The sequence below is a fragment of the Sodalinema gerasimenkoae IPPAS B-353 genome (genome assembly GCF_009846485.1).
Taxonomy (GTDB): domain Bacteria; phylum Cyanobacteriota; class Cyanobacteriia; order Cyanobacteriales; family Geitlerinemataceae; genus Sodalinema; species Sodalinema gerasimenkoae.
In genome coordinates this window covers 3,440,855-3,464,300 of the sequence record NZ_ML776472.1, presented here as the reverse complement: position 1 = coordinate 3,464,300, position 23,446 = coordinate 3,440,855, and the positions used below count along the sequence as shown (strand labels likewise).

Genomic DNA, 23,446 nt, shown 5'->3' with positions numbered 1-23,446 from the left:
CATGAGGGACTCATAATGAGGGCCTCATGCTGCTGAGGTTACCTCGGAGAGGCTTTGTTCTAATCACCTGAGTTTACTCGACTTTAGAGCAATTCAGGTACGAGTCAGATGAGAAAGGGGTTAAGGTAAAATCAGAAGATGATGAGAGATACTCAGGCCGATGATTATTAAATCAATCCAGATGGCCCCCTACGAGCCATTAAATACCCTCAAACCCCTATCTGAGAATCTTTGGATTGTGGACGGTCCTGTGGTTAGGATGTCGCTTTTGGGAGTCAAGTTCCCATTTCCGACTCGCATGACTGTTATTCGCCTCAACACAGGCCAGCTCTGGTGTCACTCCCCTACCCTCCTCACCCCAGCGTTACAAGCGCAACTGAAGGATTTGGGGGCCGTCACCCATCTCATTGCCCCGAATAAACTACATTATGTTCATCTTCCCGATTGGAAAAAAAACTATCCCTATGCCACCACTTGGGCCGCGGCGGGAGTCGTTGAACGGGCCGCAAAGCATGGGATCTCAATTGAGGTGGATGCTCCTTTAGCGGAGTCGGAGCCAGTCCCTTGGGGGGATGAGATTGAACGGTGTCATTTTCGGGGCCAGTTCATGGAAGAAGTCATCTTCTTTCATCGTCCGAGTCAAACTCTGATTGTGACGGATTTGATCGAGAACTTTGAGCCAAACCGGGTTCCCCCTTGGCTGCGAATTCCCTTAAAACTAGCCGGGAATTTAGCCCCTCATGGCAAGGCCCCCCTCGATTTACGGTTAACATTTTTCAGGAACAAACCCGAGCTGCGTCAGAAACGTCAGCAACTCCTGGATTGGCGTCCTCAGCGAATTATCCTGGCTCACGGAGCCATCATTGAGGACGATGCAGTCAGGGAACTCGAACGAGCATTTCGTTGGCTGGATTAGGGGGAGCGTTTGGCAGAATGTGAGAAAAACGTTAGTTTGGGCCAGGGTACATTGCCTTAATCTGATGGCCAGGACGGCTAGAAATTGCAAGAGTCTTAACATCGGGACGATTCTGGCTCACAAAAGGCGAGGCCTGTTAGCTTGAAAGTTTTCGAAGATTATCTATGCGTGTCACACAGAAAAATCAACAAAAACTTCAGTTAAAAGTAGTTCCCTGGCGGTTATGGTTAGCCGGTATTGCGACAATTCTTGTCGGAATTGCTGTCTTACCGCTATCTGCTTCGGGGCGACTTCAATGTAATCGAGATGGTGCTAATGTAGGGGCTAATGATGCTAATCAATGTCAGTTTAGCTATCGCCATATTCTTGTGCCAATGGTTGATTTTAAGCCTCAAGAATTCCCGATTCAAGAGGTGCAGCGAGCTGAGGTTGAATCCCGTGAAAGACGTCGCAGCCGACGAGACCGCCAACGGGATCGCCGACGAAATCGCCAACGAGATGAGACCCGTCATCAGCTTGTGTTGCATACCGGCGGTGGAACAATTAACATGAATATTTTCGGTCGCCGTCAAAGATACCCTAAACAAAGTTTGGCCCAGGATATTAATGAGTTTTTGAATAATTCAGAGGAATCCCGACTTGTGGCTCAAACTTCACAATCCTGGAGTAGTCTGGGATTCTCTCTTTTCTTCATTGTTGGGGGAGCGTTAGCCTTCATTGGATTGAGTAAAACCGTCTCCTGCACCTTTGACAAGACCTCAGATTGCTTGAAAATTATCCACACTGGACTCTCTGATAAACAGAAATTAGAATACCCCTTACAGTCCATTACGGAGGTGACTGTTCAATCGAGGGAGTGGAGGGACGATGATGAGCAGCATCGGCTAGTGGTACGGATTGACGATGACAAAACCGTCCCGATTACCGAGTATGGGAATATGCTTGGCTTTTCCCGTCAAGAAGCCACGGCTCAAAGGATTGAGACGTTTCTCGGTTTATCTGATTAGCCAGGTTGAGACTCTCGTTTGGTAGGTTGATGGGGGGTGTCTCAAACAAATGGAATGAGCCACCCCATGCCTCAACCGGACAATCCTCTACAATTAGCTCGAAAACCCTATTTGAGCTGATGATTTGAGCCGATGACCTATACCGCCGCCGATTGGATTGAGATGCTAGGCCTGGTTCCACTCCCGGAAGAGGGGGGGATGTATCGCGAACTTTATCGCTCTGATGAGATAATCCCCCAATCGGCACTCCCAGACCGCTTTGGGGGCGATCGCACCTACTGCACTTCCATCTACTATCTCCTGGAACACCCGGAATTTTCCGCCTTTCATCGCATTCGACAGGAGGAAATCTGGCATTTCTACGAGGGGAGTCCCCTGACGCTGTTTATCCTCACCCCCCAGGGAGACCTCTCACAACAGAAGCTGGGACGAAATTTTGAGGCTGGGGAACGATTGCAAGTGGTAATTCGCCGAGGGGATTTGTTTGCGGCGACGGTGGATGAACCGGGGGGCTATAGCCTCGTCGGTTGTACTGTGGCCCCCGGCTTTGAATTTGCTGATTTTGAAGCCCCCAGTTGCCAAACGTTGCTGCAAGCCTATCCTCAACATCGGGGGGTGATTGAGGGGTTGACGCGCTAAGCTTGAGCCGTTAACCGGAAATCAAGCCTTGGATATGGGGGATTAGGTGGGATTGATGGGTGAGAAGTTGGTGGAGGCGATCGCCCAATAGACTGAGAATCAGATCCTGATAGCTCATTTGGTACGGTTGCAAGCCTTGGGCCACCAAACTGGTTTCATGAGCTGTCGGTCGTTTCAAGTCTGGTTTAGGATTGGCCTCGAGGACATAGAGTTGACCCTGCTCATCTTGTCTGAGGTCAATCCGTACTAAGCTGGTCAGGTTAAAGGCCCGATAAATCTCTTGGCCGATGGCTTCGAGTTGCGATCGCAGCTCCCGTTCAGCGGCCGCCTCCCCAGACAATAGCCGCATCCGTTCTTGGCTCATTCCCTTGGCATCCATGGAGGTGAAAATCCGCTCCTGGGGTTCCAAAACCCGCTCAATGGCCGAAAAGGCAAACGGAGTCGACAGATTCTGAAATGCCCCCTCACGGTGGAGAATCGGCCCGGATACAGAAATACAAAACTCCCGTCCTGGCAAATAGGTTTCAATCAAGGCCGTATTCGCCGTCAGACCATGAATGTTCGCCACTGCCTCCCCTAACCCCTCCAAGTCATCCACCACAAAGACATTCACCGAGGCCCGTCCCGACACCGGTTTGACCACAAATGCCCCTCGATAGTCCCCAAACACCCGCTGAAACTGGGGATGGCTGTGCGGGTTGAAGGGGCCCTGAAAGGGATGAGCCACCATAAAGTGAGCCGTCGCAATCCCCAAAGCCTGTAACTCCCGTTTAAAGACATGTTTATTGTCTAAAATGGAGCTGTTTAGGGGATTATGACCGAGATAGGGAACCCCCAGCATTTCTAACAGGGCCGGGGTATGACAGACGGGATCATAGCCTTGTACCCCGCCGGTGTTGAGCCAGGCTAAATGAATCCCTTGTGTTTTCAGGGTTTGGGGGAGGGTCATGTCGTCGGCGAAGAGGCTCACCTGCTCAAACCCCAATTCCCCTAACGCCTCGGCAATGTCTTTGGCGACGGTGTGATAGGTTTTGGTGGAACGGGGATTGTGGGTAGGGTAAATGACCGTTCCCGGTTGGGTTTTGTCCCCGCCGTGAATCACCGCCAGGCGAAGTGGCGATCGCAGCTGCTGCATGATCGCCCCTAACTGCGTAAAATCGTAAGCCACTGTAGACGTTACCGTAGAATTCGCTGAATCAAGGCCCATACACTACTCACCAACTTGCCATATAGAGAGATTACCGAGTCCCATTGTCTCGGGTTCCCGGCTCAGAAACCGTCGAAACGGTGACCGATTGCGTTGCACTGCGACTCGACCGGGTTAGATAAATCCCTGAGAGTACCATGACAAATGCTAACCAGTTCGTCCAGTTTAAGAGTTCGGCAAAGACGAGCCAAGCCAGAATTGCCGTCAAAATGGGTTCTAGGAGCAGAAAGACGGCAATAAATCCTGAGGAGAACTGTTTGAGGCTATAGACGAGTAATCCTTGTCCCAACACTTGACAGACGAGGGCCAGGGCTACCACCGCCAGCCACACTTGCCAGGTTTGAGGGAAGAGTTGCTCCTCCAGCAGGCTCGTGATGGGGAAGAGGAGCAGGGTGCCAATGCCACAACGCCAGAGGAGAATGGTCGAGGTGGGAAAGCGCGATCGCAACCGCTCGACGAGGAGTAGATTGCTACCATAGAGGATAGCGGAGAGTAAGGCTAAGCCATCCCCGAGAAGATGCTCCTGGCTAATCTGGAAGTCTTCTACACCGATAGCGATGGCCCCCAAGACGGCAATCAGGGTTCCCACTAGGAAACGACGGTCAAAGCGTTGGTTGAACAGCAGCCAACCCCCTAGGCTGGTGAAGATAGGGGTTAAATTACGTAATAGAGTCGAGTTGGCGATACTAGTTTCTGTCAGAGATTGGGCCCAGAGGACGACGGAGGCGGAGGAGACGGCGGCTACAGCAATCAGTTGTACAATATCGTCGAGGTGATAGGTGGGGGGGTCTTGCCAGTCGAGGGGAGAGCGTCGCCGCCATTGGCTGAGGCTGTTCAAGACCCAAAACGCGAGGGTGGCGATCGCCAAACGATTAAAAACTGTTGCGTTGGCCCCGAGTTCCTGTTCGGCAATACGGATGAAAATAGCAGCACAAGAGACCGCCAGCAACGCCAGTCCCAATGTCAGGAGAGGAACCAGTTTTAGAGGCTGGGTTTCGCCATCTCTCTCGACAGTGGGTTTAACGATTTCAGTCATGTTTTAATCTGTCCTTAACCCCTGCAAATAGCCCCATCTCTTGTATCTTAATCTGAGCTTGAATAATGACTCAATTATGACGGGTTAACGAGGATTATATCGTTCAAATGAATAATTTAGCCAGGTGATTCACGATTGACGAGAGTTTAGGGTAAGATAGGGTAATGAATACTGGACATCTCAACTTTGCCCGACATCTAAGGCGTTTCGCAATCCTCATTATCTGAAGTTGTCCATTGGTTAAATAAGGATAGGCATCATCTCGTGGAACTTGTTACCATTTCAATGATTGGTTTTGGCTTAGCGGCTGATGCCTTTGCCGTGTCACTCACCAGTGGCTTGTATATCCGCAATCTCAAGTTACAAAAAGCCCTAAAAGTGGCGATCGCATTTGGGATTTTTCAGGCAATTATGCCCCTGATGGGATGGGGGATGGGGGTAGGATTTCGGGATTACATTATCCGTTTTGACCATTGGGTGGGGTTTATTTTGCTGAGCTTCCTCGGTGCGCGCATGATTCATGAAGCCATCAGCAAGGATGAGGAGACGAAACCGTTTAACCCCATGAGGATGGAAACTCTCGTCTTTATGGCTGTTGCCACCAGTATTGATGCGTTGGCGGCGGGGTTAGGCTTTGCGGTGTTACAAACCCCGATTCTTTTTACCATCGCTGTGATTGGGGTGATTACGTTTTGGCTCTGTCTCGGTGGCGTGTATATCGGCCATCATTTCGGCGATCGCTTTCAGGATAAGGTGGAAATTATCGGCGGACTCATTCTCATTGCGATTGGTGGCCGTATTTTGTGGGAAGGACTGGCTTGATAGAGGGAACAGGGAACAGGGAACAGGGAACAGGGAACAGGGAACAGGGAACAGGGAACAGGGAACAGGGAACAGGGAACAGGGAACAGGGAACAGGGAACAGGGAACAGGGAACAGGGAACAGGGAACAGGGAACAGGGAACAGGGAACAGGGAACAGGGAACAGGGAACAGGGAACAGGGAACAGGGAACAGGGAACAGGGAACAGGGAACAGGGAACAGGGAACAGGGAACAGGGAACAGGGAACAGGGAACAGGGAACAGGGAACAGGGAACAGGGAACAGGGAACAGGGAACAGGGAACAGGGAACAGGGAACAGGGAACAGGGAACAGGGAACAGGGAACAGGGAACAGGGAACAGGGAACAGGGAACAGGGAACAGGGAACAGGGAACAGGGAACAGGGAACAGGGAACAGGGAACAGGGAACAGGGAACAGGGAACAGGGAACAGGGAACAGGGAACAGGGAACAGGGAACAGGGAACAGGGAACAGGGAACAGGGAACAGGGAACAGGGAACAGGGAACAGGGAACAGAAATAACGTAGGGGCACGCCCTTGTGGCTGCCCTCTTCCGGCAGTAGGCAATAGGGGGAACTCACCCCTACCCTTCCAGGAGGGTGTAAACCGTTGATTATCCAAAACAAAAGCCGCCTAACCTGAGTTAAACGGCTTTATCTTAAAGGTGGCGGGAGGCGGATTTGAACCACCGACCTTCGGGTTATGAGCCCGACGAGCTACCAGACTGCTCTATCCCGCGTCGCCTTTACTACTATAACCAAAGTCATCGGCAAATGGCAACCCCTAAAGCAAAATTTTTTTCGATGGGCTGCCTGACAATCGCTCAATCCCTTACATCATCACTAATTCACCCTCTATGTTGAGTCGCTTAAACTCATTGATGACGGTGAAGCGTTCGGCGAGGGCATCGGCGTTGTCCGGTTGAATCCAGCCTAACTGCCGCAATAGATGCAAAGCAACGGCGTATTTAGCTCGTTTGGAGCCATCGGTGACCTTAATCGCCAGGCCCATGCCGTCGCCGAGACGACCCACGCATTGAATCCCCTCTGCCCCGGCCTTACTCACTAGGGAGCCATTGCTAATCCGCATCACTTCCGTATCAAAATGTCCCTCGCCGCCAACCATATCGGGATGATGGGTCATGGCCCGGACAATTCGCTCCATATCTAGGTTGTCCCCCGAGGCCAATTGGGCGAAGAGAGAGGCCATCTGGTTCAACTGCATAAAGTAGGTGGGGGCGCCACAGTCGTCCCGGGCGACCATCAACTCATCTGGGGGCATTTGCAGCAATTCCGCCACTTTAGCCAGAATCAGACTCTGCACCGGGTGATTGCGTTTGAGATAAGTGGTTAGGGGCAATTGTCGCTGTTGACAGACCGCTAACATCCCGGCATGTTTCCCGGAACAGTTATGTTCGAGGGGCGATCGCTTTCCGGCAGGGATAGGACATTGCAACTGATCCGGTTCAATGGAGGCTTGCCAGAGAATGCGGAAGACTTGACGTAGCTGGTCAATACTGCCCTGGTGGGAACCACACATAATCGCTAAGTCGCGATCGTTGAGGTTATAGCGTTCTAAGGCTCCCGTGGAGGTCACCGCTAGGGCTTGAAAGGGTTTGAGGGCTGAACGGATAAAGGCGGCCGTTTCTGGGTCACCTGCCGCCGAGAGGACGCGCCCCCGGCGATCGCAGACTACGGCTTGGACGTGATGTTTCGACTCAACAATGCCCTCTCGCAAGAGTTGCACTTCGAGGGGGTGAGTGTGATGACGTTTGGCCATAGAGATAGGATCTTCAGTAACACAACTTCGGTAACACAACAGATTAGGACAGGACTAGGCAAGGCTCCACGCGATCGCACTCACCCCAACAACTAATCCTAACCCGACAGCGGTTCGACGCAAGCGTTGAAAAATGGGTCGCAGTTGATACTCCACAATCAGGCGATCGCGAGCTAACACCGCCTCGGTTTTAGTCCAAGTTTGTCCGTCGTACCAGCCCGACTCCTCATACACCACCACCGGATTCCCGAGGCGATCGCGGATATACATCCAGCCCAGGAACAGCCGTAATAGGGCTAAACCCACCATGGCACTCGCTCCGAGGGTGGCACTGAGCAGAAACTGGATGGGGAACCGTTCTGGGGCAAAGCTAGCGGCAGCGATGGGGGCGATGAGCAACCAACTGGGGCCCCCAATCCAGGCTAAGGCTTTGAGATAGCTGCCGAGGGTTCCCTGACTGGCCCCAAAGAGACATCCCTCTTTCAGGGCTTGATATTCCTGGATGGGTTGTTGGTCTTTGGGAACTGGGCATCGCGACAGATCGAGATCGTTCATACGACTTCCTCGGACAAGCTATGAGGACACAGGTGAGGGGAACAGAGTGGATCGCTCAATACGTTCGGCATGGCCCCAAAAGGCTTCAAGATTGTAAAACTCCCGTTCTTCGGGCATGAGGATATGGACCAGCACATCCCCGTAATCTTGCAATACCCAGATGCCCTCGGATAAGCCCTCGACTCGGACGGGATGACGGTCTAAATCCAGTTCAACCTGGGCTTGGACGGCCTGGGCGATCGCCCGCACCTGAACCCGTGAAAATCCGGTAACAATGATGAAATAATCGGCTAGGTAAGAGACTTCTTCAACCCGCAACACCGTGATATTGTCACCTTTGCGGTCTTCTGCCCCTTGCACAGCAGACAAAACGAGCTGATAACTCTCTGAGGGGTTATCAGGGGCGCTCGTGGGGGGGCGATCGGCTTCAGAAACAGCGGGATTTGAGGATAGAGCAGGGGAGTGAGGCTTTTCGGTCATACAAGTTTTGGGGTATTCCAATTAGAGATATTTGATTCTCGTATTTTTGTTGATATCCTAGCAGACCTGGACTTTCGATGCAGAGGCGGCCGGAAAGGTCGAGACTCGCGCTCCCATCCCCTATGAAAATTGCTACTTGGAATGTCAACTCAATTCGCACCCGTCAGGAACTTGTCTGTGACTGGCTTCGAGCTAATCCGGTGCAGGTCTTATGTGTCCAGGAAACCAAGGTGATTGATGCGGACTTTCCCCGCGATCCCTTTGAAGCCCTCGGCTATCATCTGGCCATCTCGGGGCAGAAGTCCTATAACGGCGTCGCCATTCTCAGTCGTTCCCCCTTAGAACAGGTGGACATCGGCTTTGGGGCCCTGCTTCCCCCTGAACAGGTTGGGGATCTCGATGATCAGAAACGGGCGATCGCCGCCACCGTCGCAGGAGTGCGTCTGATTAACCTCTATGTTCCCAATGGGGGCGACTACAACAGCGACAAATACCAGTACAAACTCCGTTGGCTGGCTCTGTTGTACGACTACATCCAAAAAACACTTGACAAAAATCAAGACTTGTGCATCTGTGGTGACTTTAATATCGCCCCAGATGACCGGGATATCCATACGCCTCCCGGCAAAACTCCCGTCGTGGGAACGACTGTCGCCGAACGAGAGGCCCTACAGCGATGTCTGAGTTTGGGGTTGGCCGATGCCTTTCGTAAATTTAACCAAGAGGCTAAACAGTATAGTTGGTGGGACTATCGAGCTGGGGCCTTCCCCCGTAATCGGGGCTGGCGCATTGACCATCATTATCTGACCCCAGAGCTGTATCAACGGGCAACGGCCTGCACCATTGACCGAGAACCTCGACAATGGACGAAACCCAGCGACCATACTCCAGTGATTGTGGAATGGCCCGATTAGGACTGGCCCGATCAGTCTCGGGGGGAGTCTGCGGGTTGGCGATCGCGCTGACGAGCCACAATCAAGTTACTGCGGGCCAACTCATCGCCGGGATTGAGATTGAGAGCCTGTTCAAAGGCCTCTACCGCTTCCCCATAGCGTTGTAAATCAAACAGAGTTGCCCCTAAATTATTCCAAGCATTGGCATAATCGGGGTTCAACTCTAGGGCAGTGCGGTGAGCATCGAGAGACTCCTCATAGCGTTGCAGATAAGCCAACGACACCCCCATATTGTCCCAGGCCAGTTCCACCCCACTGTCTCCCCAACGGCCATCGCCCTCAATTGCCGCCCAGCAGGAGTCCACCGCCGCCCGATGTTCTCCCAAATTGCCCAAAGTGGCACAACGATTGGCCAGGGCCAGGGAGTAGTTAGGGGCCAACTCCAGGGCGCGATTATGGGACTCCAACGCCGCCTCAGAATCGCCGAGTTCATCGAGAGCATTGCCGCGATTCGTCCAGGTGCGTTCATCCTCAGGATCAACTTCAATCAGGGCACCACAGGCGGCGATCGCTTCCTGGGCCGTGGCCGTCATACAGACGTCGTACCATTCCTGAACTTGGGCTTCGTCCTCCGCTTCCGAGGGAGTGTCGGGCAATCCAGGAGGGGGAACGACGACCAAACTCGCTAAAACAATAGATCCGCCGCCAATGGCTTTGACAAGACTATTCATATCGCGTAGGGGCATAGAGACAATGCCCCCCATTCTGACCGAAATTATGCCGTTTGTTGGAGGAGACCGTCCAGTTCTCCGTTTGAGTCTAGGGCAACCAAGTCATCGCAACCGCCAATATGTTGGTCATTGATGAAGATTTGTGGCACGCTTCTGCGTCCATTGGCCCGTTCTGCCATCTTGTCTCGGGCCTCCTCATCTCCCTGAATGTTATGTTCTGTGAACTCAACCTTCTTGCGTTTTAAGAGGGATTTGGCACGGATGCAGTAGGGACAGAATGTCCAGGTGTAGATTTCGACGTTAGCCATAACTGAGCAGGCGATCGCGCAACAACGTTTTAATCTTAGCAAAACGTTACGATTTGGGGAGAAGGGAGGGAACAGGGAACAGGCAATAGGCAATAGGCAATAGGCAGTAGAACAACTGTCGTCTTCCCCCCTACTGTCTGCTGCCTGCTGCCTACTGCCTACTTCCCCTACTGCCTGCTGCCTACTGCCTACTTCCTACTTCCCCTACTGCCTTCTTCCCCTTCTAAGCAGCTTTGGCGACGACGGCGCTATCTGTTAGGAGTTCGATCGCCTTTTGGTAAGGCACATCAGCCGGGGTTCCCACCTCGTCTCGACTAATGGGATTCTGGGGAACGACGAAGTCTGGGGTAATCCCTAACTTGTTGATGTCCTTATGGCTGGGGGTTTCGTATTTGGCTACGGTCACCGCAATTCCTGACTTGTCCGAGAGGTCAAACAGAGACTGAATCAGGCCTTTGCCAAACGTGCGTTCTCCCACCAGTTGGGCCCGGCGATTGTCTTGTAGGGCCCCAGCTAGGATTTCACTGGCGCTGGCGGTTCCCTGGTTGACTAAGACCACCAATGGGGCTGTGGTGAGGGCATCATGGCTCGCGTCGAAACTCCCTAAGACTGCTTGACGATTCACCGTATAGACAATGGTGGCATCGTTAAGCCAGAGTCGCGCGATTTCTACCCCCGCTTGCAAAAGACCGCCGGGATTGTTGCGTAAATCGAGGATATAGGCTGAGGCCCCCTCATCTTCGAGACTCGTGATGGCATCGGCCATCTGTTCCGTGGCGTTGGCACTGAATTGCGTCAGACGAATATAGCCAATGGGGCTGTTGTCTTCGGCCATCGTTAGGTTGTAACTGACCGGGTTGAGGGCAATGCGATCGCGGATAATCTCAATGTCATCAATCTGCTGGCTGTCCAAGCGTTTCACCTGGAGAACTACCGGCGTGCCAATGGTCCCTCGCATCCGGGTGGCGGCTTCATCGAGGGAGAGATTTTCCGTGGAAACCCCGTCGATTTCTAAGACGATATCCCCCGCCTGAATCCCGGCATCATCGGCTGGAGAACCAGCAATGGGGGCAATGACTTTAATGCGCTTACTCTCGGGTTCAATGGCGATTTGCAGTCCGACTCCGGTTAACTCTCCCGCCGTGTTGACTTGTAAATTGCGGTAGTTGTCGGGTCGTAACAGCCTGGTGAAGGGATCATCGAGTTTCGCTAACATCGTCTCGATGGTGTCATAGGCCGCCTCGCGACTGTCGAGGGGTTGGCGTAGGGCCTCCTGACGGACTTTCCACCAGTTTTGTCCGTTGAAGGAGTCGTCCACATAGGCACGGTTGACCACTCGCCAGACCTCTGAGACCAGTTTCTGTTCTGCCGTTAACGCCAAAGCCGGAGGGGCCCAGCCGAACCAGCCTGAGAGTCCAAAAACCAGTAAAAGCAGAAGTCCGAAGCTGACAGCACGTTTTTGCATGAGAAAACCCGGCATCTAAAGTTGCGAAATATTAATGTTTCCTCAGTGTGCCAAAGTTCTGGGCATCTGCCTAGTCCATTCCTGGGTTTAGCCAATCCCTGCGATCGCCGGGATCTCCTACCCCCTAACGTCCAAGCTGTGTTACATTTTTTATAAGAGACTTTACCGTTGTGCCTTCTAGCCTGTCTGGAGATTTCGACCTCGTGATGATGTCTGGAGCCTCCTGCGCCCGCCTGAGGGCCTGGCGATGCCCAACCCTCGGGTGTCGTGCTAAACTTCACAAACCGCAATATTATCTAACGCACTGACTTTATGTTTTCTAAGGAAGTCACTGAGTCTAAACCCTTTAAGTGGTTTAACGAACGCCTCGAAATCCAGGCGATCGCAGACGACATCACCGACAAATACGTTCCGCCTCACGTTAACATCTTCTATTGCCTCGGTGGTATCACCCTGGTCTGCTTCCTAATCCAGTTTGCTACTGGGTTTGCCATGACCTTCTACTACAAACCGACGGTCACTGAAGCCTACAGTTCCATTCAATATCTGATGACCGAAGTGAACTTCGGTTGGCTGATTCGCTCCATCCACCGCTGGTCCGCCAGCATGATGGTGCTGATGATGATTCTTCACGTGTTCCGGGTTTACCTCACTGGTGGATTCAAGAAACCTCGGGAACTCACCTGGGTCACCGGCGTCATTCTCGCGGTTATTACCGTGACCTTCGGCGTTACCGGCTACTCCCTCCCTTGGGACCAAGTGGGCTACTGGGCCGTGAAAATTGTCAGCGGTGTTCCCGAAGCCATCCCCGTTGTGGGCAGCTTCATGGTGGAACTGCTTCGCGGTGGAACCAGTGTGGGCCAATCCACCCTGACCCGCTTCTACAGCTTGCACACCTTCGTTCTTCCCTGGCTGATTGCGGTGTTCATGCTGCTGCACTTCCTCATGATTCGCAAACAGGGAATTTCTGGGCCCTTGTAATGTCTGTTGTTAACAGGGGCTTGCAAGGGCCTCTGTTGGCTGATGCTATGGGATGAGTTTGCTAAACTAGCCTGTAGCTTAATATCTCCAGACGATTCAACCGTTGCAGCCAACCTGCTTACAGGAGAACACCTGAATACTATGTCTACTTTGAAAAAGCCGGATCTTAGTGATCCTAAACTCCGCGCCAAACTGGCCCAAGGAATGGGTCATAACTACTATGGCGAACCCGCTTGGCCCAACGACCTGCTATATGTTTTCCCAGTGGTAATTTTGGGAACCTTGGCTTGTGTCGTCGGTTTAGCCGTTCTTGACCCCGCTATGATTGGGGAGCCTGCCGATCCCTTTGCGACCCCTCTAGAAATTCTGCCGGAATGGTATCTCTACCCCGTCTTCCAGATTCTGCGGGTAGTTCCCAACAAACTTTTGGGAATTGGTCTGCAAACCTTGATTCCTCTGGGTCTGATGTTGATTCCCTTCATTGAGAACGTCAACAAATTCCAAAACCCCTTCCGCCGGCCCGTGGCCACCTCTATGTTCATGTTGGGAACTCTGGTCACCCTCTGGTTGGGAATTGGGGCGACTCTTCCCATCGATAAATCTCTGACCTTCGGTCTTTTCTAATGGTTAGACCCTAACGGTGACTCCTTCATCGTTACAAAAGCGTCTGTCAAACCCTTGGGATCTGTTGCTCGTTTGGGCGATCGCTCCTCAAGGCTTGATGGACGTTTTGTTGTTGTTCAGTGGGCGTTATGAAAGGCGATTCCTTTCCTCAAATCTTGGACCGGGTGGCCATCGCCGCCATCGTGATCCTCAGCCTTGTGACCATTGTTTTACTGGCCGGGGGCGATAAAAGCATTCCTCGGGTGCGTAACTTTAGTTGGAATGAGACGACGATTAGTTCCCTCGATCGCGCCTTTACCCTGACCTTTAACCGTCCCATGAACCGGGACAGTGTCGAGAATAACCTACAGATTGACCCGCCGCTACCGGGCAAAATGAGTTGGGCCGGACAACGCATGGCCTATACGGTTCTCTATCCCGCACCCTACGGAACGACCTATAACCTCAAACTTTCAGGGGCCCGCGATCGCTTCACCGAGTCCGACGACACCGACCATTTCATCGATCCCTTTGAGGCGCAGTTTCAAAGTCGCGATCGCGTCGTGCTCTATCTTGGCTCTGAGGAGGGGGAACGGGGACGCTTGATCCTTTATAACTTCACCCAAGATCGCAAAACCATTCTCACCCCCTCGGACATGACGGTGATGAATTTCCAGATGTACCCCGACGGCGATCGCATCCTCTTTTCGGCGATCGACCGGGAGCGGGGCCGTCAGGGACTCACCGAAAGTCAGATTTATACCGTCACCACCGGCCTCAATTTCGGCGAAGGCTCACCCGACTCCGCCGGCCGCATTCAACGCCTCCTGGATAATAAGACCTATCAGAACTTACAATTTGCCCTGGCCCCCGATGGAACCACCATTGTTGTGCAACGGGCCCGGCGCGATCGCCCGGGGAGTGACTTCGGACTTTGGGTCATTCGCGATGGACAATCCCCCGAACGCTTCCCCACTGAACCCGGCGGTGAGTTTGTCATTGCCCCCAACAGTAAGGAATTAGCCATGGCCCAAGGTCAGGGTGTGGCACTTCTATCCATTGAACCGGGAACCGAGGGACGTGAACCGTTGCAATTTTTCCCCCAATATGGACGCGTGATGGGGTTCACCCAAGACGGACGGGCCGCTGTGATGGTGAAGTTTAACACCGACTACACGCGCTCGATGGTAGTGGTTCCCAATATCGGCGAACCTGAGGAAATTCTACGCACCAGTGGCTCTATCCTAGGTGCTGAATTTGACCCCAGTGGTCGCTATATCTATGCTCTCGTCACCGAACTCCTCGAAGCCGATGAGTATGTCGAACAACCCTATATTTTGGCTCTCGATTTGGAAACCCAAGACTCTAAAGAATTGGTCCGCTTTGAACGCAGCCCCCTGGATTTAAGCATGAGTCTGGCTCCCGATGGCCAAGCGATTCTCTTTGACCGTCTTGATATCGTCTCACCTAGCGACAGACCCGAGTTACCCCTGACCCCATCCGGGGGGGCGATCGAAGCCAGTGAACTGTGGATTCTCTTTCCCTTAGTGGACCCTCAAGGGGAGCTAACCCGTCCTCAACCGGAACAATTGCCCCTCGATGGTTTTAATCCGAAGTGGCTGCCCTAATCACGAGAATTTTCCGCCGGAGTCGCTAAAATGCAGATATCAGGACTATGGAATCGGCCAATCAGCCTTTATGCTGAAGTATGATGGCGATTTGTCGTATAAGACTCGAACGGGATGGACACGCGGGAACTCAAATTTGTTTTGAATCTGTTAGGGACGCCGAACTATCGAGCGCCCATCTCTCAGGTGAAACCCAATAATCGCACCAAAGCCGCCGAACGAGATAGTATTTGTCGGACTTTGCGCGATCGCGGCATCGTCGACTGTAGCGAGGAAATCGTTGAATGTCGCATCGCACCGCCGGGGAGTGCCTTGCTACGTCTCGATACCAGTCGCCTTCCTGTGACCGAAGATGAAATCGCCGTCTTACGGGCCTGTGCCGAAACCAGCATCCTCGCCAAAGATCTCGACCTCCCCAGCGATCGCCGTCAAGTCGTTCTGCAAAAACTCACCGAACGGGGTCTCATTAAAGCCGAAGCCACCCGCATCGAGGATGTCTGGCTCACCAACTTTGGCCTAGACTATCTCCATGATGACTATAGCCCCAAAGGCAGCAGCTTAGACCTGAGCCTGGATCATCTCAACTGCTATCTACAGTTTCTGCGCAGACGGGATGGCGGCGCTCCCAGTTCCCAACATCCCGAGGATAAACAGCCGGTTCAACCCCCCGTTAACCCACAGCGGCGCTTGACGGAAAAGCCCAATGATGCCGATATTTGGTATGTCATCGAAGAACTCGATCGCCAACTAGAGACCCATAACTATCTACCCATCTTCTACCTGCGGGAACGACTGCAACCGCCCTTAACCCGGGCCGAACTCGACAGTGCGCTCTATCGTCTGCAACGAGAAGACCGCCTCGAACTCAGTTCCCTCCAAGAAGCTTCACATTACAGTCCCGAGCAGATCGAAGCAGGAATCCCTCAGGATATTGGCGGTCCCTTGTTCTTTCTGATTCGTAACTGACGTTGTTTTTGAGTTCCTCACCTCCCGGTATCACTATGACCGAGATTGATCGCATTATCCAACGCGCCCCCAACCCATTTGATACGGAAACCTTTTGGTCTGGGAATTTTTGGCAAGAAATCCAAAACCCGGAACTCACCGTCGACTCCATTCATCAAGAGGTTCTTCAGGAGATTGAGGAAGTCTTAGATCAGGTGGCCGAGGATCGCCGCAGTCGTACCCTCCTCCTCGAAGGGGAAACCGGGTCGGGGAAAACCTATCTCTTGGGACGACTCAAACGACAACTGCAAACCCCCAATTTCAAACAACTCCCGCGAGCCTTTTTTGTCTATATTGAACCCTTCACCGCCAGCGACTATATTTGGCGGCATATTTTACGCTACACCGTCGATAGTCTCCTCGAAACCCCGGAAGGACTGAATAAATCTCAACTGTTAATTTGGTTGGAAGGCCTCTCAGACCTCAAAAAACGAGGGATTGTCGATTGGCTGAGGGGGGAACGACAACTGTTTATCCGTAAACTCCTCGAAACCTATCCCTCGGGGATTTATAACGCTCAGGAGTTTTTCGGGGTGTTGTATCATCTGACGGATTCCGAACTCTATCCCATCGCCTGTGAATGGTTGCGGGGGGATGATTTGGATGATGAGTCTCTGCGGAAACTGGGGGTTCAGGGAACCATTGACACGGAAGATGCGGCCCAGAAGACCTTGGCCAACTTTGGGCGGATTGCCGATGCCACATTACCCATTGTGCTGTGTTTTGACCAACTCGATAACATTGCCCGCGATCGCCAAGGGAACCCCGATTTAGAATCCCTGTTTCGGGTCAATTCCATTTTGCACACTCAGAAGGTGAAGAACTTTCTGTTTATTATTAGCATTATCACCGATACCTGGCGGCAAAATGCGCCTCATATTCCTGCCACAGACCGCGATCGCCTCGATGCCAACCTAAGACTCAAACAAATCAGTTTAGACCAAGCCGAAGCCCTCTGGGCCAGTCGTTTGTATAGCCTCCATCGTCAAACCTATCCTCAACCCACCTCCCCCATTTATCCCCTAATTCGTCCAACTCTCGACGGCAAGTTTCCCGGCGGTAAAACCCGACCCCGTAACACGCTGATTTTAGGACGACGCCTCTATCAGGACCTGAAACTGCAACAACTTCAGGCCAATGTTTCCCAAGAAGCCTCTCTCGAAGGCAAACCGGCCCCCCTCATGTTGCCCACCGATGCCCAAAGTGACCCCGTGGCGGCCTTTAAGCTGGTTTGGATCAAGAAATTAAAGCAAACCCGTGAACGGGTGCAAAAAATCCGTCAATATGCTGCCCCTGAATTAGTGCAAATGTTGGCGGAGGTGGTTCAGGCCTTACAGATGGAAGATATCCAACCGCGATTACTTCCGAGTCGTACCTATGCCAGTTATTCCATCAGTTATCGTCACCCCGGCACCACAAATCGGGTAGGAATTGTCTGGTCTGAAGATACGAATATGGTCAAGTTTTTCCATCTTCTCAAAGGCTGCGAGGAGGCCCTAGGAAGTCATCTGTGTCAGTCGTTGCAGTTGGTTCGCGCTGAGGGGGTGGGGTCCCCGACTAATCGCGGCTATCAACTGTATACTGAGATTTTTGGACAACCGGAGAATAATCACTTTATGTCTGATTTAACCTCCGTGCAATATCTGGCCACTCACCATGCCTTAGTCAATGATGCCCTGTCCGGGGAGTTGGTGGTGGGGGAAGAAACCCCAGATGGATCTCGGTTGCAGTCGTTAGTCCGGCAAACGGGAGTGTTGCGGGATTGCCCTCTGCTGCAACAGTTGGGCTTTTTTGAGATTACCTCGGGGCAAGATGCGGCGGAACAGTCCTTACAAGCCATTGAAGATTTTATTATTAACCGAGTTCTCAATCAGCAATGTATGGCGATTCAACAGTTGATTGAAGAGGCGATCGCCCAGTTTGGGGGAGCGAGTAAACAACAAGTTCACCAACTGATTCAGAGTTTATCGGTGAGCGATCGCCCCCTGCAAATTCTCGATCCCGATGTCACCCTAGACGAACAACTCATTATTGCGACGACCTAATAAAATTTTCGCGATGCCTCTCTTTATCCTGTAGTCTGATATGGTTTCTATCCAACAGATTGTTCAACGCGCTGTGAATCCTTTTGACTCGACCACGTTTCGACCCGGTAATTTTTGGCATGATGACACCAGCCAGGCGGCCAGCATCCAGGGGATTCATCAAGAGATTGTGGCTGGGGTGTCTCAAGTATTGGCCCAGGTTCAAAGCGATCGCCGCAGTCGGACGTTGGTTCTCTCGGGGGATTCGGGGTCAGGAAAAAGCTTTCTGCTAGGGCGTTTAAAACAAACTCTAAATCCCCAAGCTTTTTTTGCCTATATTGGTCCTTGGCCCGAAAGTGACTATATCTGGCGACATACGTTGCGCTATACCATTGATAGTTTAACTTGTATTCCTGAGGGGGAACACCAATCTCAGTTATTATTATGGCTGAAGAGTTTATCAGCATTTCGGGATGAAGGCTTACTCAAAAAAGTGATTGGGGAGCGTCATTTATTTGTCCATAATTTCAAGGCCAGCTATCCTTCAGGGATTTATAATGCCAATGAGTTTTTTAGTATTCTCTATCATTTAACCAATCCTGAACTCTATCCCTTGGCTTGTGATTGGCTCAAGGGGGATGACTTAGATCCCGAGAGTTTGAAACTGTTGAATGTTCGCAGTTCCATTGAGACGGAACATCAGGCCCAAAACATTTTAGGGAACTTCGGCCGTATTGCCACCGCCACCCAGCCGATTGTGCTGTGTTTTGACAACTTGGATAATGTCGATCGCAGCGATCGCGGCTATATTGACTTGCAAGCCTTGTTTAACGTCAATTCCATCATCCACAATCAGAAACTGAAGAACTTTCTGGTCATTATTAGCATTATTACTGATACTTGGCGAGAAAATTCGCCCCATGTTCAACCGGCGGACTTAGCGCGAGTGGATCAGGAATTTCATTTACGGCCCGTGGATATGACGGCGGCGATCGCCCTGTGGGAACGTCGAATTTTGCCCCTCCATCAACAAGCCGATCCCCCCATTCCCTCCCCTCTTTATCCCCTCTCTGAACAGGAATTACACCGCAAGTTTCCGGGAAATCAAGCCCTACCCCGTTCCGTCTTGATGGCGGGACGACAGGCGTTTCAGAATGCCAAACTTCAGCTTCAGGATCAGGCAGAGGCGGTTCAAGAGGTAGATGAACTGGCGGCGTTTCAGTTGGTTTGGGAAAAGGAATTAGCCAAGTCTCACAAAACCGTCCGAGAAATTCGTCAATTTTCCGCCCCAGAATTGATGAAAATGTTACGGGAAGCCTTGACGGCGTTAAATGTGACTGGGGTTGAACCCAAGTTATTAAATAGTCCCACCTATAGCCGCTATTCCTTAAGTTTTTATTGGTCGTTAACTTTGGGACGAATTGGCGTAATTTGGATTGAGGAACCGAATCTAAACAGTTTTTGTCGGGTGATGAAGTCCTGTCAGGAGGCATTGCGTAAGAATACCTGTCAATATCTCTATTTGATTCGGGCGGAGAACTTAGGGGTTCCCAAGAATAAAGGCTATCGCTACTATCAGTCCTTATTTGTGGATTCGATTCACAAACATATTATTCCGCAATTGGAGTCCTTGCAGATTCTCGCCGCCTATCATGAATTGGTGAATGCTGCTGAGGCGGGGGATTTGCTGGTGGGCGATCGTGTGATTGACTATGAAGATTTAAAAGACTTAGTAGTGAGGTCAGAAGTATTACAACAATGCCGGTTGTTGCAAAATCTTGGGGTCTTTGAGCGCAATTTTGGTAGTTTGTTACCATCACAGCGTCCCGATGTACCTCAGACCCAAGAATCACAGTTACGGGAACGGTTGAAAGAGTATCTATTTGCCTTGGTTAAAACTCAGCAATTGGTGGGGAGAACGGTGTTAATGGAGAGTACGCGATCGCAGTTTCCAGATATAACCCCAGAGGGAATTGATGGGGCGATCGGGGTACTCTGTGATGAGGGGGCGATCGTGATTCTCAATCCCGAATCCAACGCCCAGGAACAGTTAATTACGGTGAACCCCTAAAGAACATTCCGGTAGGGTGCGTCGTGGCTCAAATCCATGTAAACTAAAGACAACAATTGAAAAACTGCCGCAACGCACCATTGTAATAATCCGGCAACAATCCATCATCAATTTATCCCGGTAGCAATACACCCTGGCGGTCATATTGTCCCCGAATACAGTGCGTTCCAGCAAGCTTAACAAGATTGGCAAAATTCCAAAATTGACTGAAGCTGGAACACACCCTACCGCAATTATCTATTGTTCATGAATTAACCGGTAGGGTGCGTTGCGGCTCAGACCGATGTAAACTAAAGACAACAATTGAAAAACTGCCGCAACGCACCAGGGTTGTAATCCAGCAACAATTCATCATCAATTTATCCCGGTAGCAATACACCCTGGCGGTCATATTGTCCCCGAATACGGTGCGTTCCGGCAAGCTTAACAAGATTGGCAAAATTCCAAAATTGACTGAAGCCGGAACACACCCTACCGCAATTATCTATTGTGATAATCCGACAACAATCCATCATCAATATGTGCCTTATTCAGGACGTAACAAAATGGGTAGTACTAGAGAGGTAATGATGCGTTGTAGTGGTGAATAAAATTCCAGGTAGTACTAGAGAGGTAATGATGGATTTGTTAGGATGATCATGAAGCGACAGAACAACCCCCATGCCTCACTGCCCTGATTGCAATTCTAAGCGAACCGTCAAAAATGGCCACATCCACACGGGCAAGCAACGGTATCTATGCCGTAACTGTGGTCGTCAGTTTGTCAAAAACCCAACCAATAAGGTCATCGACACCCCGACTCGCGAACTCATTGACCGGCTCTTGCTAGAACGCATCCCGATGGCTGGAATTGCCCGGGCGGTTCAGGTGTCTGAGCAATGGCTGCAAGACTATGTCAACTGTAAAGCCGCCCAGACACACAGGCAAGTCGCTGTCAGTCCAAAAAAAAAGGGCCGATGACGGTGCAATGTGATGAACTTTGGTCGTTTACGGAATTAGTGGCATTAAGTGCTTGTCAAACGGCATTGCAGACCTATCGAGATCAGGATGCGATCGCTGGGATGGCTTATCTCTGGGAACGAGCGGGAGCGCGATCGGTTATGGCAACATTATGGTCAGTGGATGATAGGGCAACGCAGGAGTTAATGAGTGAATTTTATCGTCTTGAAATTGAGGAAGGATTGACAAAAGTCGAGGCTTTACGTCAAGTTAAGTTACAACAGGCTCACCGTCATCCTTATTTTTGGTCGCCTTTGGTGTTAATTGGTGATCCTCGCTAGCTCCATAAATCCGGTGCGTTCCGGCAAGCTGGATAGGGTTGCTAAAAACAGGAAATTGACTGAAGCCGGAACACACCCTACCGTCCAATTTTTGGGGTGTATTAACCGGTAGGGTGCGTTGCGGCTAAAACCGATGTAAAATTAAGAAGACAAGGTTAAAGCTGCCGCAACGCACCATTGTGATAATCGGGCTATCTGTCCTGATAATTCGGTGATTATCCATCATTCCTTTTTTATGTTACAAATCTCTAATAAAACCAGCATCCCGATGAGTGAAATCGAGATGACCGCCATCCGTTCCGGTGGTTCCGGGGGGCAAAACGTCAATAAAGTCGCCTCCGCCATTCAACTGCGATTTGACATCAACGCCTCATCCATGTCACCGATTCACAAATCGCGGTTGCTGAAGATGCGCGATCGCCGTATCACCAAAGATGGCGTGATTGTCATTAAAGCCCAAACCCACCGCACCCAAGAGCAGAACCGAGAGGATGCCCTCAATCGATTGCAAAAACTTCTCAAAAGTGCCACCGTTACCCGCCCCAAACGTAAACCCACCAAACCTTCCCGGAGTTCCAAGCGCAAGCGAATCGAGCAGAAGAAGCAACGGGGTCAACTGAAAGCTCGTCGCAAAAACGTTAAAATACCTGATTAGAAGCTTAACCCGGTGAACCCTCATGCCGTCCCATCAAACTGTGAAAGCCAAGATCCTGGCCGTCGATGATAGTCCATCGATGCAAGGAATGATTCAACAAACCCTGGAACAGCACTATCAGGTTCTCATGGCCGGTAACACCGTCGAAGCCTTGGGGAAGTTGTATCATGAGGGGATTGACCTAATGTTGCTCGATATCTCCATGCCGGGGGTGGACGGTTTAGAATTGTGTAGAATTCTCCGAAAATCGCCCCAATTCAAGAGCTTACCAATTATTATACTAACGGCACGGGATGGTGCATCGGATCAGATGGAAGGGCGTTTAGCCGGCGCAACCCACTATCTGACCAAGCCTTTTGATCCAGAACAGCTGCGACAAACCATTGCTAGGATTTTAAAAGCCCAGAAGCCAGCCCGCTAATAGCCACAATTTTGAGGAGTAACTTCAATGACAACCATCTTAGTCGTTGACGACGTAGAAAGTGAACGCGCTGTCATGAGTAGCATTCTTGAGGATGAGGGCTGGACCGTTCAACGAGCCAGTGATGGCGATGAGGCGATCGCCCAGATCCGCTCTCATCCCCCGGATTTGGTAGTCCTAGATGTGATCATGCCCCGTATGAATGGTTTTGAGGTCATCCGAGAACTGCGGGCCAACCCCAAAACCCAAACCCTTCCTGTGATCTTTTGTAGCCAGAAAAATACCGACATCGATCGCAGTTGGGGAAGCGAGTTAGGGGCAGATGCCTACCTGGGTAAACCCTTTGCAGGTCAACAACTCGTTGAAATTATCGAACGCCTACTCTCAGGATCTCGTCGCTGATGCCGTCTGAGACTCACCCTGGCCCCCACGTCAGCCCCCCTTCGCAACGAACGGTGAAGGCGCAGTTTGTCATTTTTTGTCAACATCAAAGCCGCTTCGCCATTGCCCTAACCTCCGTTCGCGAAGTCTTGCGCCTGAGTGATCAGCGAGTCACCCCAGTTCCCAATAGTCCAAACTTTGTCCTAGGACTCACCAATCTGCGAGGAGAAATTCTCGCCGTTGCCGATTTTGGCAAATTTCTCGGACTCACGCCTGTGGACCGTAGCCATAGCGAGGGTCGCATCTTAGTCGTCGAGGCGGCAAACGTCCAAGACCCCAACCGCTCCCTGACTGCGTTGGGGTTAGCCGTCTCTCACGTTGAAACCGTGGTCGCCTTAGACCCCAACGAGATGCGATCGGCCGCCGAAGCCAGTGCCGAACTTGTCCCCTTCTTACAGGGACTCTACAACCATCAGGGCCATCTCATCAGCGTTATTGACATCGAGGCGATCGCCACCTGTCGCCGTTGGTAATCGCC

26 protein-coding genes and 1 tRNA gene are annotated in these 23,446 nt (G+C 51.5%); 18 read left to right on the top strand and 9 right to left on the bottom strand.

Going from position 1 to position 23,446, the window contains the following annotated elements; genetic code table 11:
- Positions 1-298 precede the first annotated feature (298 nt).
- The 3 genes from L855_RS15050 to L855_RS15040 all read left to right on the top strand — a co-directional run bounded on the left by L855_RS15050 (position 299) and on the right by L855_RS15040 (position 2,562).
- Complete coding sequence (locus L855_RS15050) at positions 299-916, top strand: DUF4336 domain-containing protein (RefSeq protein ID WP_246198890.1); 618 nt, start codon at positions 299-301, stop codon at positions 914-916.
- Between the two features lie 164 nt (positions 917-1,080).
- On the top strand, positions 1,081-1,923 hold the full coding sequence (locus L855_RS15045) for a hypothetical protein (RefSeq protein ID WP_159789362.1): 843 nt from the start codon (positions 1,081-1,083) through the stop codon (positions 1,921-1,923).
- Positions 1,924-2,055: 132 nt separating this feature from the next.
- A complete protein-coding gene (locus L855_RS15040; protein ID WP_159789360.1) occupies positions 2,056-2,562 on the top strand; it encodes a cupin domain-containing protein in 507 nt (168 codons plus the stop codon).
- Between the two features lie 10 nt (positions 2,563-2,572).
- Here the strand turns inward: L855_RS15040 and L855_RS15035 are convergent, their stop codons facing one another.
- Positions 2,573-3,730 carry a D-alanine--D-alanine ligase family protein gene (locus L855_RS15035; RefSeq protein ID WP_246198889.1) on the bottom strand — a complete coding sequence of 386 codons (1,158 nt, stop codon included), beginning with the start codon at positions 3,728-3,730 and terminating at the stop codon, positions 2,573-2,575.
- 70 nt (positions 3,731-3,800) lie between these two features.
- Positions 3,801-4,805: a DMT family transporter gene (locus L855_RS15030; protein ID WP_159789356.1), complete on the bottom strand. Its 1,005-nt coding sequence runs from the start codon at positions 4,803-4,805 to the stop codon at positions 3,801-3,803.
- 264 nt (positions 4,806-5,069) lie between these two features.
- Between L855_RS15030 and L855_RS15025 the strand changes: the two genes are divergently transcribed.
- Together L855_RS15025 and L855_RS15020 are read left to right on the top strand one after the other, a co-directional pair.
- Positions 5,070-5,627, top strand: a complete 558-nt coding sequence (locus L855_RS15025; protein WP_159789354.1) for a manganese efflux pump MntP — start codon at positions 5,070-5,072, stop codon at positions 5,625-5,627.
- Positions 5,624-6,175, top strand: coding sequence for a hypothetical protein (locus L855_RS15020; protein WP_159789352.1), 552 nt, complete (start codon positions 5,624-5,626; stop codon positions 6,173-6,175). Before L855_RS15025 ends, L855_RS15020 begins: the two co-directional genes overlap by 4 nt.
- Positions 6,176-6,313: 138 nt before the next feature.
- Here the strand turns inward: L855_RS15020 and L855_RS15015 are convergent.
- From L855_RS15015 to rsfS, 4 genes are all read right to left on the bottom strand, one after another.
- Positions 6,314-6,387 (bottom strand) — tRNA-Met (locus L855_RS15015).
- 92 nt (positions 6,388-6,479) lie between these two features.
- Complete coding sequence (locus tag L855_RS15010; protein WP_159789350.1) at positions 6,480-7,427, bottom strand: asparaginase; 948 nt, start codon at positions 7,425-7,427, stop codon at positions 6,480-6,482.
- Positions 7,428-7,481: 54 nt separating this feature from the next.
- Entirely contained in the window at positions 7,482-7,982 is a 501-nt protein-coding gene (locus L855_RS15005) for a CGLD27 family protein (RefSeq protein WP_159789348.1), read from the bottom strand.
- Positions 7,983-8,000: 18 nt separating this feature from the next.
- On the bottom strand, positions 8,001-8,462 hold the full coding sequence (rsfS, locus tag L855_RS15000; protein ID WP_159789346.1) for a ribosome silencing factor: 462 nt from the start codon (positions 8,460-8,462) through the stop codon (positions 8,001-8,003).
- Between the two features lie 122 nt (positions 8,463-8,584).
- Between rsfS and xth the strand changes: the two genes are divergently transcribed.
- Positions 8,585-9,376: an exodeoxyribonuclease III gene (xth, locus tag L855_RS14995; protein ID WP_159789344.1), complete on the top strand. Its 792-nt coding sequence runs from the start codon at positions 8,585-8,587 to the stop codon at positions 9,374-9,376.
- An 11-nt stretch (positions 9,377-9,387) separates the two neighbouring features.
- Here xth and L855_RS14990 read toward each other — a convergent pair whose 3' ends face one another.
- The 3 genes from L855_RS14990 to ctpA all read right to left on the bottom strand — a co-directional run bounded on the left by L855_RS14990 (position 9,388) and on the right by ctpA (position 11,859).
- Positions 9,388-10,086, bottom strand: coding sequence for a tetratricopeptide repeat protein (locus L855_RS14990; protein ID WP_159789342.1), 699 nt, complete (start codon positions 10,084-10,086; stop codon positions 9,388-9,390).
- A 44-nt stretch (positions 10,087-10,130) separates the two neighbouring features.
- Positions 10,131-10,394 carry a glutaredoxin 3 gene (grxC, locus tag L855_RS14985; RefSeq protein ID WP_159789340.1) on the bottom strand — a complete coding sequence of 88 codons (264 nt, stop codon included), beginning with the start codon at positions 10,392-10,394 and terminating at the stop codon, positions 10,131-10,133.
- Positions 10,395-10,617: 223 nt separating this feature from the next.
- Positions 10,618-11,859: a carboxyl-terminal processing protease CtpA gene (gene ctpA / locus L855_RS14980; protein WP_159789338.1), complete on the bottom strand. Its 1,242-nt coding sequence runs from the start codon at positions 11,857-11,859 to the stop codon at positions 10,618-10,620.
- 312 nt (positions 11,860-12,171) lie between these two features.
- Here ctpA and petB point away from each other — a divergent pair, with 312 nt between their 5' ends.
- The 12 genes from petB to L855_RS14920 all read left to right on the top strand — a co-directional run bounded on the left by petB (position 12,172) and on the right by L855_RS14920 (position 23,441).
- Entirely contained in the window at positions 12,172-12,840 is a 669-nt protein-coding gene (petB, locus tag L855_RS14975; RefSeq protein ID WP_159789336.1) for a cytochrome b6, read from the top strand.
- Between the two features lie 141 nt (positions 12,841-12,981).
- Positions 12,982-13,464 carry a cytochrome b6-f complex subunit IV gene (gene petD, locus L855_RS14970; RefSeq protein ID WP_159789334.1) on the top strand — a complete coding sequence of 161 codons (483 nt, stop codon included), beginning with the start codon at positions 12,982-12,984 and terminating at the stop codon, positions 13,462-13,464.
- A 128-nt stretch (positions 13,465-13,592) separates the two neighbouring features.
- Positions 13,593-15,071 (top strand): TolB family protein, encoded by a 1,479-nt coding sequence (locus L855_RS14965; RefSeq protein ID WP_159789332.1) that lies wholly within the window; start codon positions 13,593-13,595, stop codon positions 15,069-15,071.
- A 114-nt stretch (positions 15,072-15,185) separates the two neighbouring features.
- Entirely contained in the window at positions 15,186-16,037 is an 852-nt protein-coding gene (locus L855_RS14960) for a hypothetical protein (protein ID WP_159789330.1), read from the top strand.
- A gap of 35 nt (positions 16,038-16,072) precedes the next feature.
- Positions 16,073-18,121, top strand: coding sequence for an ATP-binding protein (locus L855_RS14955; RefSeq protein ID WP_159789328.1), 2,049 nt, complete (start codon positions 16,073-16,075; stop codon positions 18,119-18,121).
- 73 nt (positions 18,122-18,194) lie between these two features.
- A complete protein-coding gene (locus tag L855_RS14950) occupies positions 18,195-20,171 on the top strand; it encodes an AAA family ATPase (RefSeq protein ID WP_246198888.1) in 1,977 nt (658 codons plus the stop codon).
- A 660-nt stretch (positions 20,172-20,831) separates the two neighbouring features.
- Positions 20,832-21,131: an IS1/IS1595 family N-terminal zinc-binding domain-containing protein gene (locus L855_RS22915; RefSeq protein WP_159789325.1), complete on the top strand. Its 300-nt coding sequence runs from the start codon at positions 20,832-20,834 to the stop codon at positions 21,129-21,131.
- Positions 21,128-21,451: a CHAT domain-containing protein gene (locus L855_RS14940; RefSeq protein WP_192925035.1), complete on the top strand. Its 324-nt coding sequence runs from the start codon at positions 21,128-21,130 to the stop codon at positions 21,449-21,451. Before L855_RS22915 ends, L855_RS14940 begins: the two co-directional genes overlap by 4 nt.
- Positions 21,452-21,686: 235 nt before the next feature.
- Positions 21,687-22,106 (top strand): alternative ribosome rescue aminoacyl-tRNA hydrolase ArfB, encoded by a 420-nt coding sequence (gene arfB, locus L855_RS14935; RefSeq protein ID WP_159789323.1) that lies wholly within the window; start codon positions 21,687-21,689, stop codon positions 22,104-22,106.
- Between the two features lie 22 nt (positions 22,107-22,128).
- Entirely contained in the window at positions 22,129-22,527 is a 399-nt protein-coding gene (locus L855_RS14930) for a response regulator (RefSeq protein WP_159789322.1), read from the top strand.
- 27 nt (positions 22,528-22,554) lie between these two features.
- Positions 22,555-22,929: a response regulator transcription factor gene (locus L855_RS14925; RefSeq protein ID WP_159789320.1), complete on the top strand. Its 375-nt coding sequence runs from the start codon at positions 22,555-22,557 to the stop codon at positions 22,927-22,929.
- On the top strand, positions 22,929-23,441 hold the full coding sequence (locus L855_RS14920; RefSeq protein WP_159789318.1) for a chemotaxis protein CheW: 513 nt from the start codon (positions 22,929-22,931) through the stop codon (positions 23,439-23,441). The genes L855_RS14925 and L855_RS14920 overlap by 1 nt, the downstream gene beginning before the upstream one ends.
- The last annotated feature ends 5 nt before the right edge of the window (positions 23,442-23,446 follow it).

Excerpts from the sequence above, each read along its gene's own strand:
- L855_RS15050 (WP_246198890.1), top strand. The coding sequence starts at position 299 with ATGACTGTTATTCGCCTCAACACAGGCCAGCTCTGGTGTCACTCCCCT.
- L855_RS15045 (WP_159789362.1), top strand. The coding sequence starts at position 1,081 with ATGCGTGTCACACAGAAAAATCAACAAAAACTTCAGTTAAAAGTAGTT.
- L855_RS15040 (WP_159789360.1), top strand. The coding sequence starts at position 2,056 with ATGACCTATACCGCCGCCGATTGGATTGAGATGCTAGGCCTGGTTCCA.
- L855_RS15030 (WP_159789356.1), bottom strand. The coding sequence starts at position 4,805 with ATGACTGAAATCGTTAAACCCACTGTCGAGAGAGATGGCGAAACCCAG.
- L855_RS15010 (WP_159789350.1), bottom strand. The coding sequence starts at position 7,427 with ATGGCCAAACGTCATCACACTCACCCCCTCGAAGTGCAACTCTTGCGA.
- L855_RS15005 (WP_159789348.1), bottom strand. The coding sequence starts at position 7,982 with ATGAACGATCTCGATCTGTCGCGATGCCCAGTTCCCAAAGACCAACAA.
- rsfS (WP_159789346.1), bottom strand. The coding sequence starts at position 8,462 with ATGACCGAAAAGCCTCACTCCCCTGCTCTATCCTCAAATCCCGCTGTT.
- xth (WP_159789344.1), top strand. The coding sequence starts at position 8,585 with ATGAAAATTGCTACTTGGAATGTCAACTCAATTCGCACCCGTCAGGAA.
- L855_RS14990 (WP_159789342.1), bottom strand. The coding sequence starts at position 10,086 with ATGAATAGTCTTGTCAAAGCCATTGGCGGCGGATCTATTGTTTTAGCG.
- grxC (WP_159789340.1), bottom strand. The coding sequence starts at position 10,394 with ATGGCTAACGTCGAAATCTACACCTGGACATTCTGTCCCTACTGCATC.
- ctpA (WP_159789338.1), bottom strand. The coding sequence starts at position 11,859 with ATGCAAAAACGTGCTGTCAGCTTCGGACTTCTGCTTTTACTGGTTTTT.
- petB (WP_159789336.1), top strand. The coding sequence starts at position 12,172 with ATGTTTTCTAAGGAAGTCACTGAGTCTAAACCCTTTAAGTGGTTTAAC.
- petD (WP_159789334.1), top strand. The coding sequence starts at position 12,982 with ATGTCTACTTTGAAAAAGCCGGATCTTAGTGATCCTAAACTCCGCGCC.
- L855_RS14965 (WP_159789332.1), top strand. The coding sequence starts at position 13,593 with ATGAAAGGCGATTCCTTTCCTCAAATCTTGGACCGGGTGGCCATCGCC.
- L855_RS14960 (WP_159789330.1), top strand. The coding sequence starts at position 15,186 with ATGGACACGCGGGAACTCAAATTTGTTTTGAATCTGTTAGGGACGCCG.
- L855_RS14955 (WP_159789328.1), top strand. The coding sequence starts at position 16,073 with ATGACCGAGATTGATCGCATTATCCAACGCGCCCCCAACCCATTTGAT.
- L855_RS22915 (WP_159789325.1), top strand. The coding sequence starts at position 20,832 with ATGCCTCACTGCCCTGATTGCAATTCTAAGCGAACCGTCAAAAATGGC.
- L855_RS14940 (WP_192925035.1), top strand. The coding sequence starts at position 21,128 with ATGACGGTGCAATGTGATGAACTTTGGTCGTTTACGGAATTAGTGGCA.
- arfB (WP_159789323.1), top strand. The coding sequence starts at position 21,687 with ATGTTACAAATCTCTAATAAAACCAGCATCCCGATGAGTGAAATCGAG.
- L855_RS14930 (WP_159789322.1), top strand. The coding sequence starts at position 22,129 with ATGCCGTCCCATCAAACTGTGAAAGCCAAGATCCTGGCCGTCGATGAT.
- L855_RS14925 (WP_159789320.1), top strand. The coding sequence starts at position 22,555 with ATGACAACCATCTTAGTCGTTGACGACGTAGAAAGTGAACGCGCTGTC.
- L855_RS14920 (WP_159789318.1), top strand. The coding sequence starts at position 22,929 with ATGCCGTCTGAGACTCACCCTGGCCCCCACGTCAGCCCCCCTTCGCAA.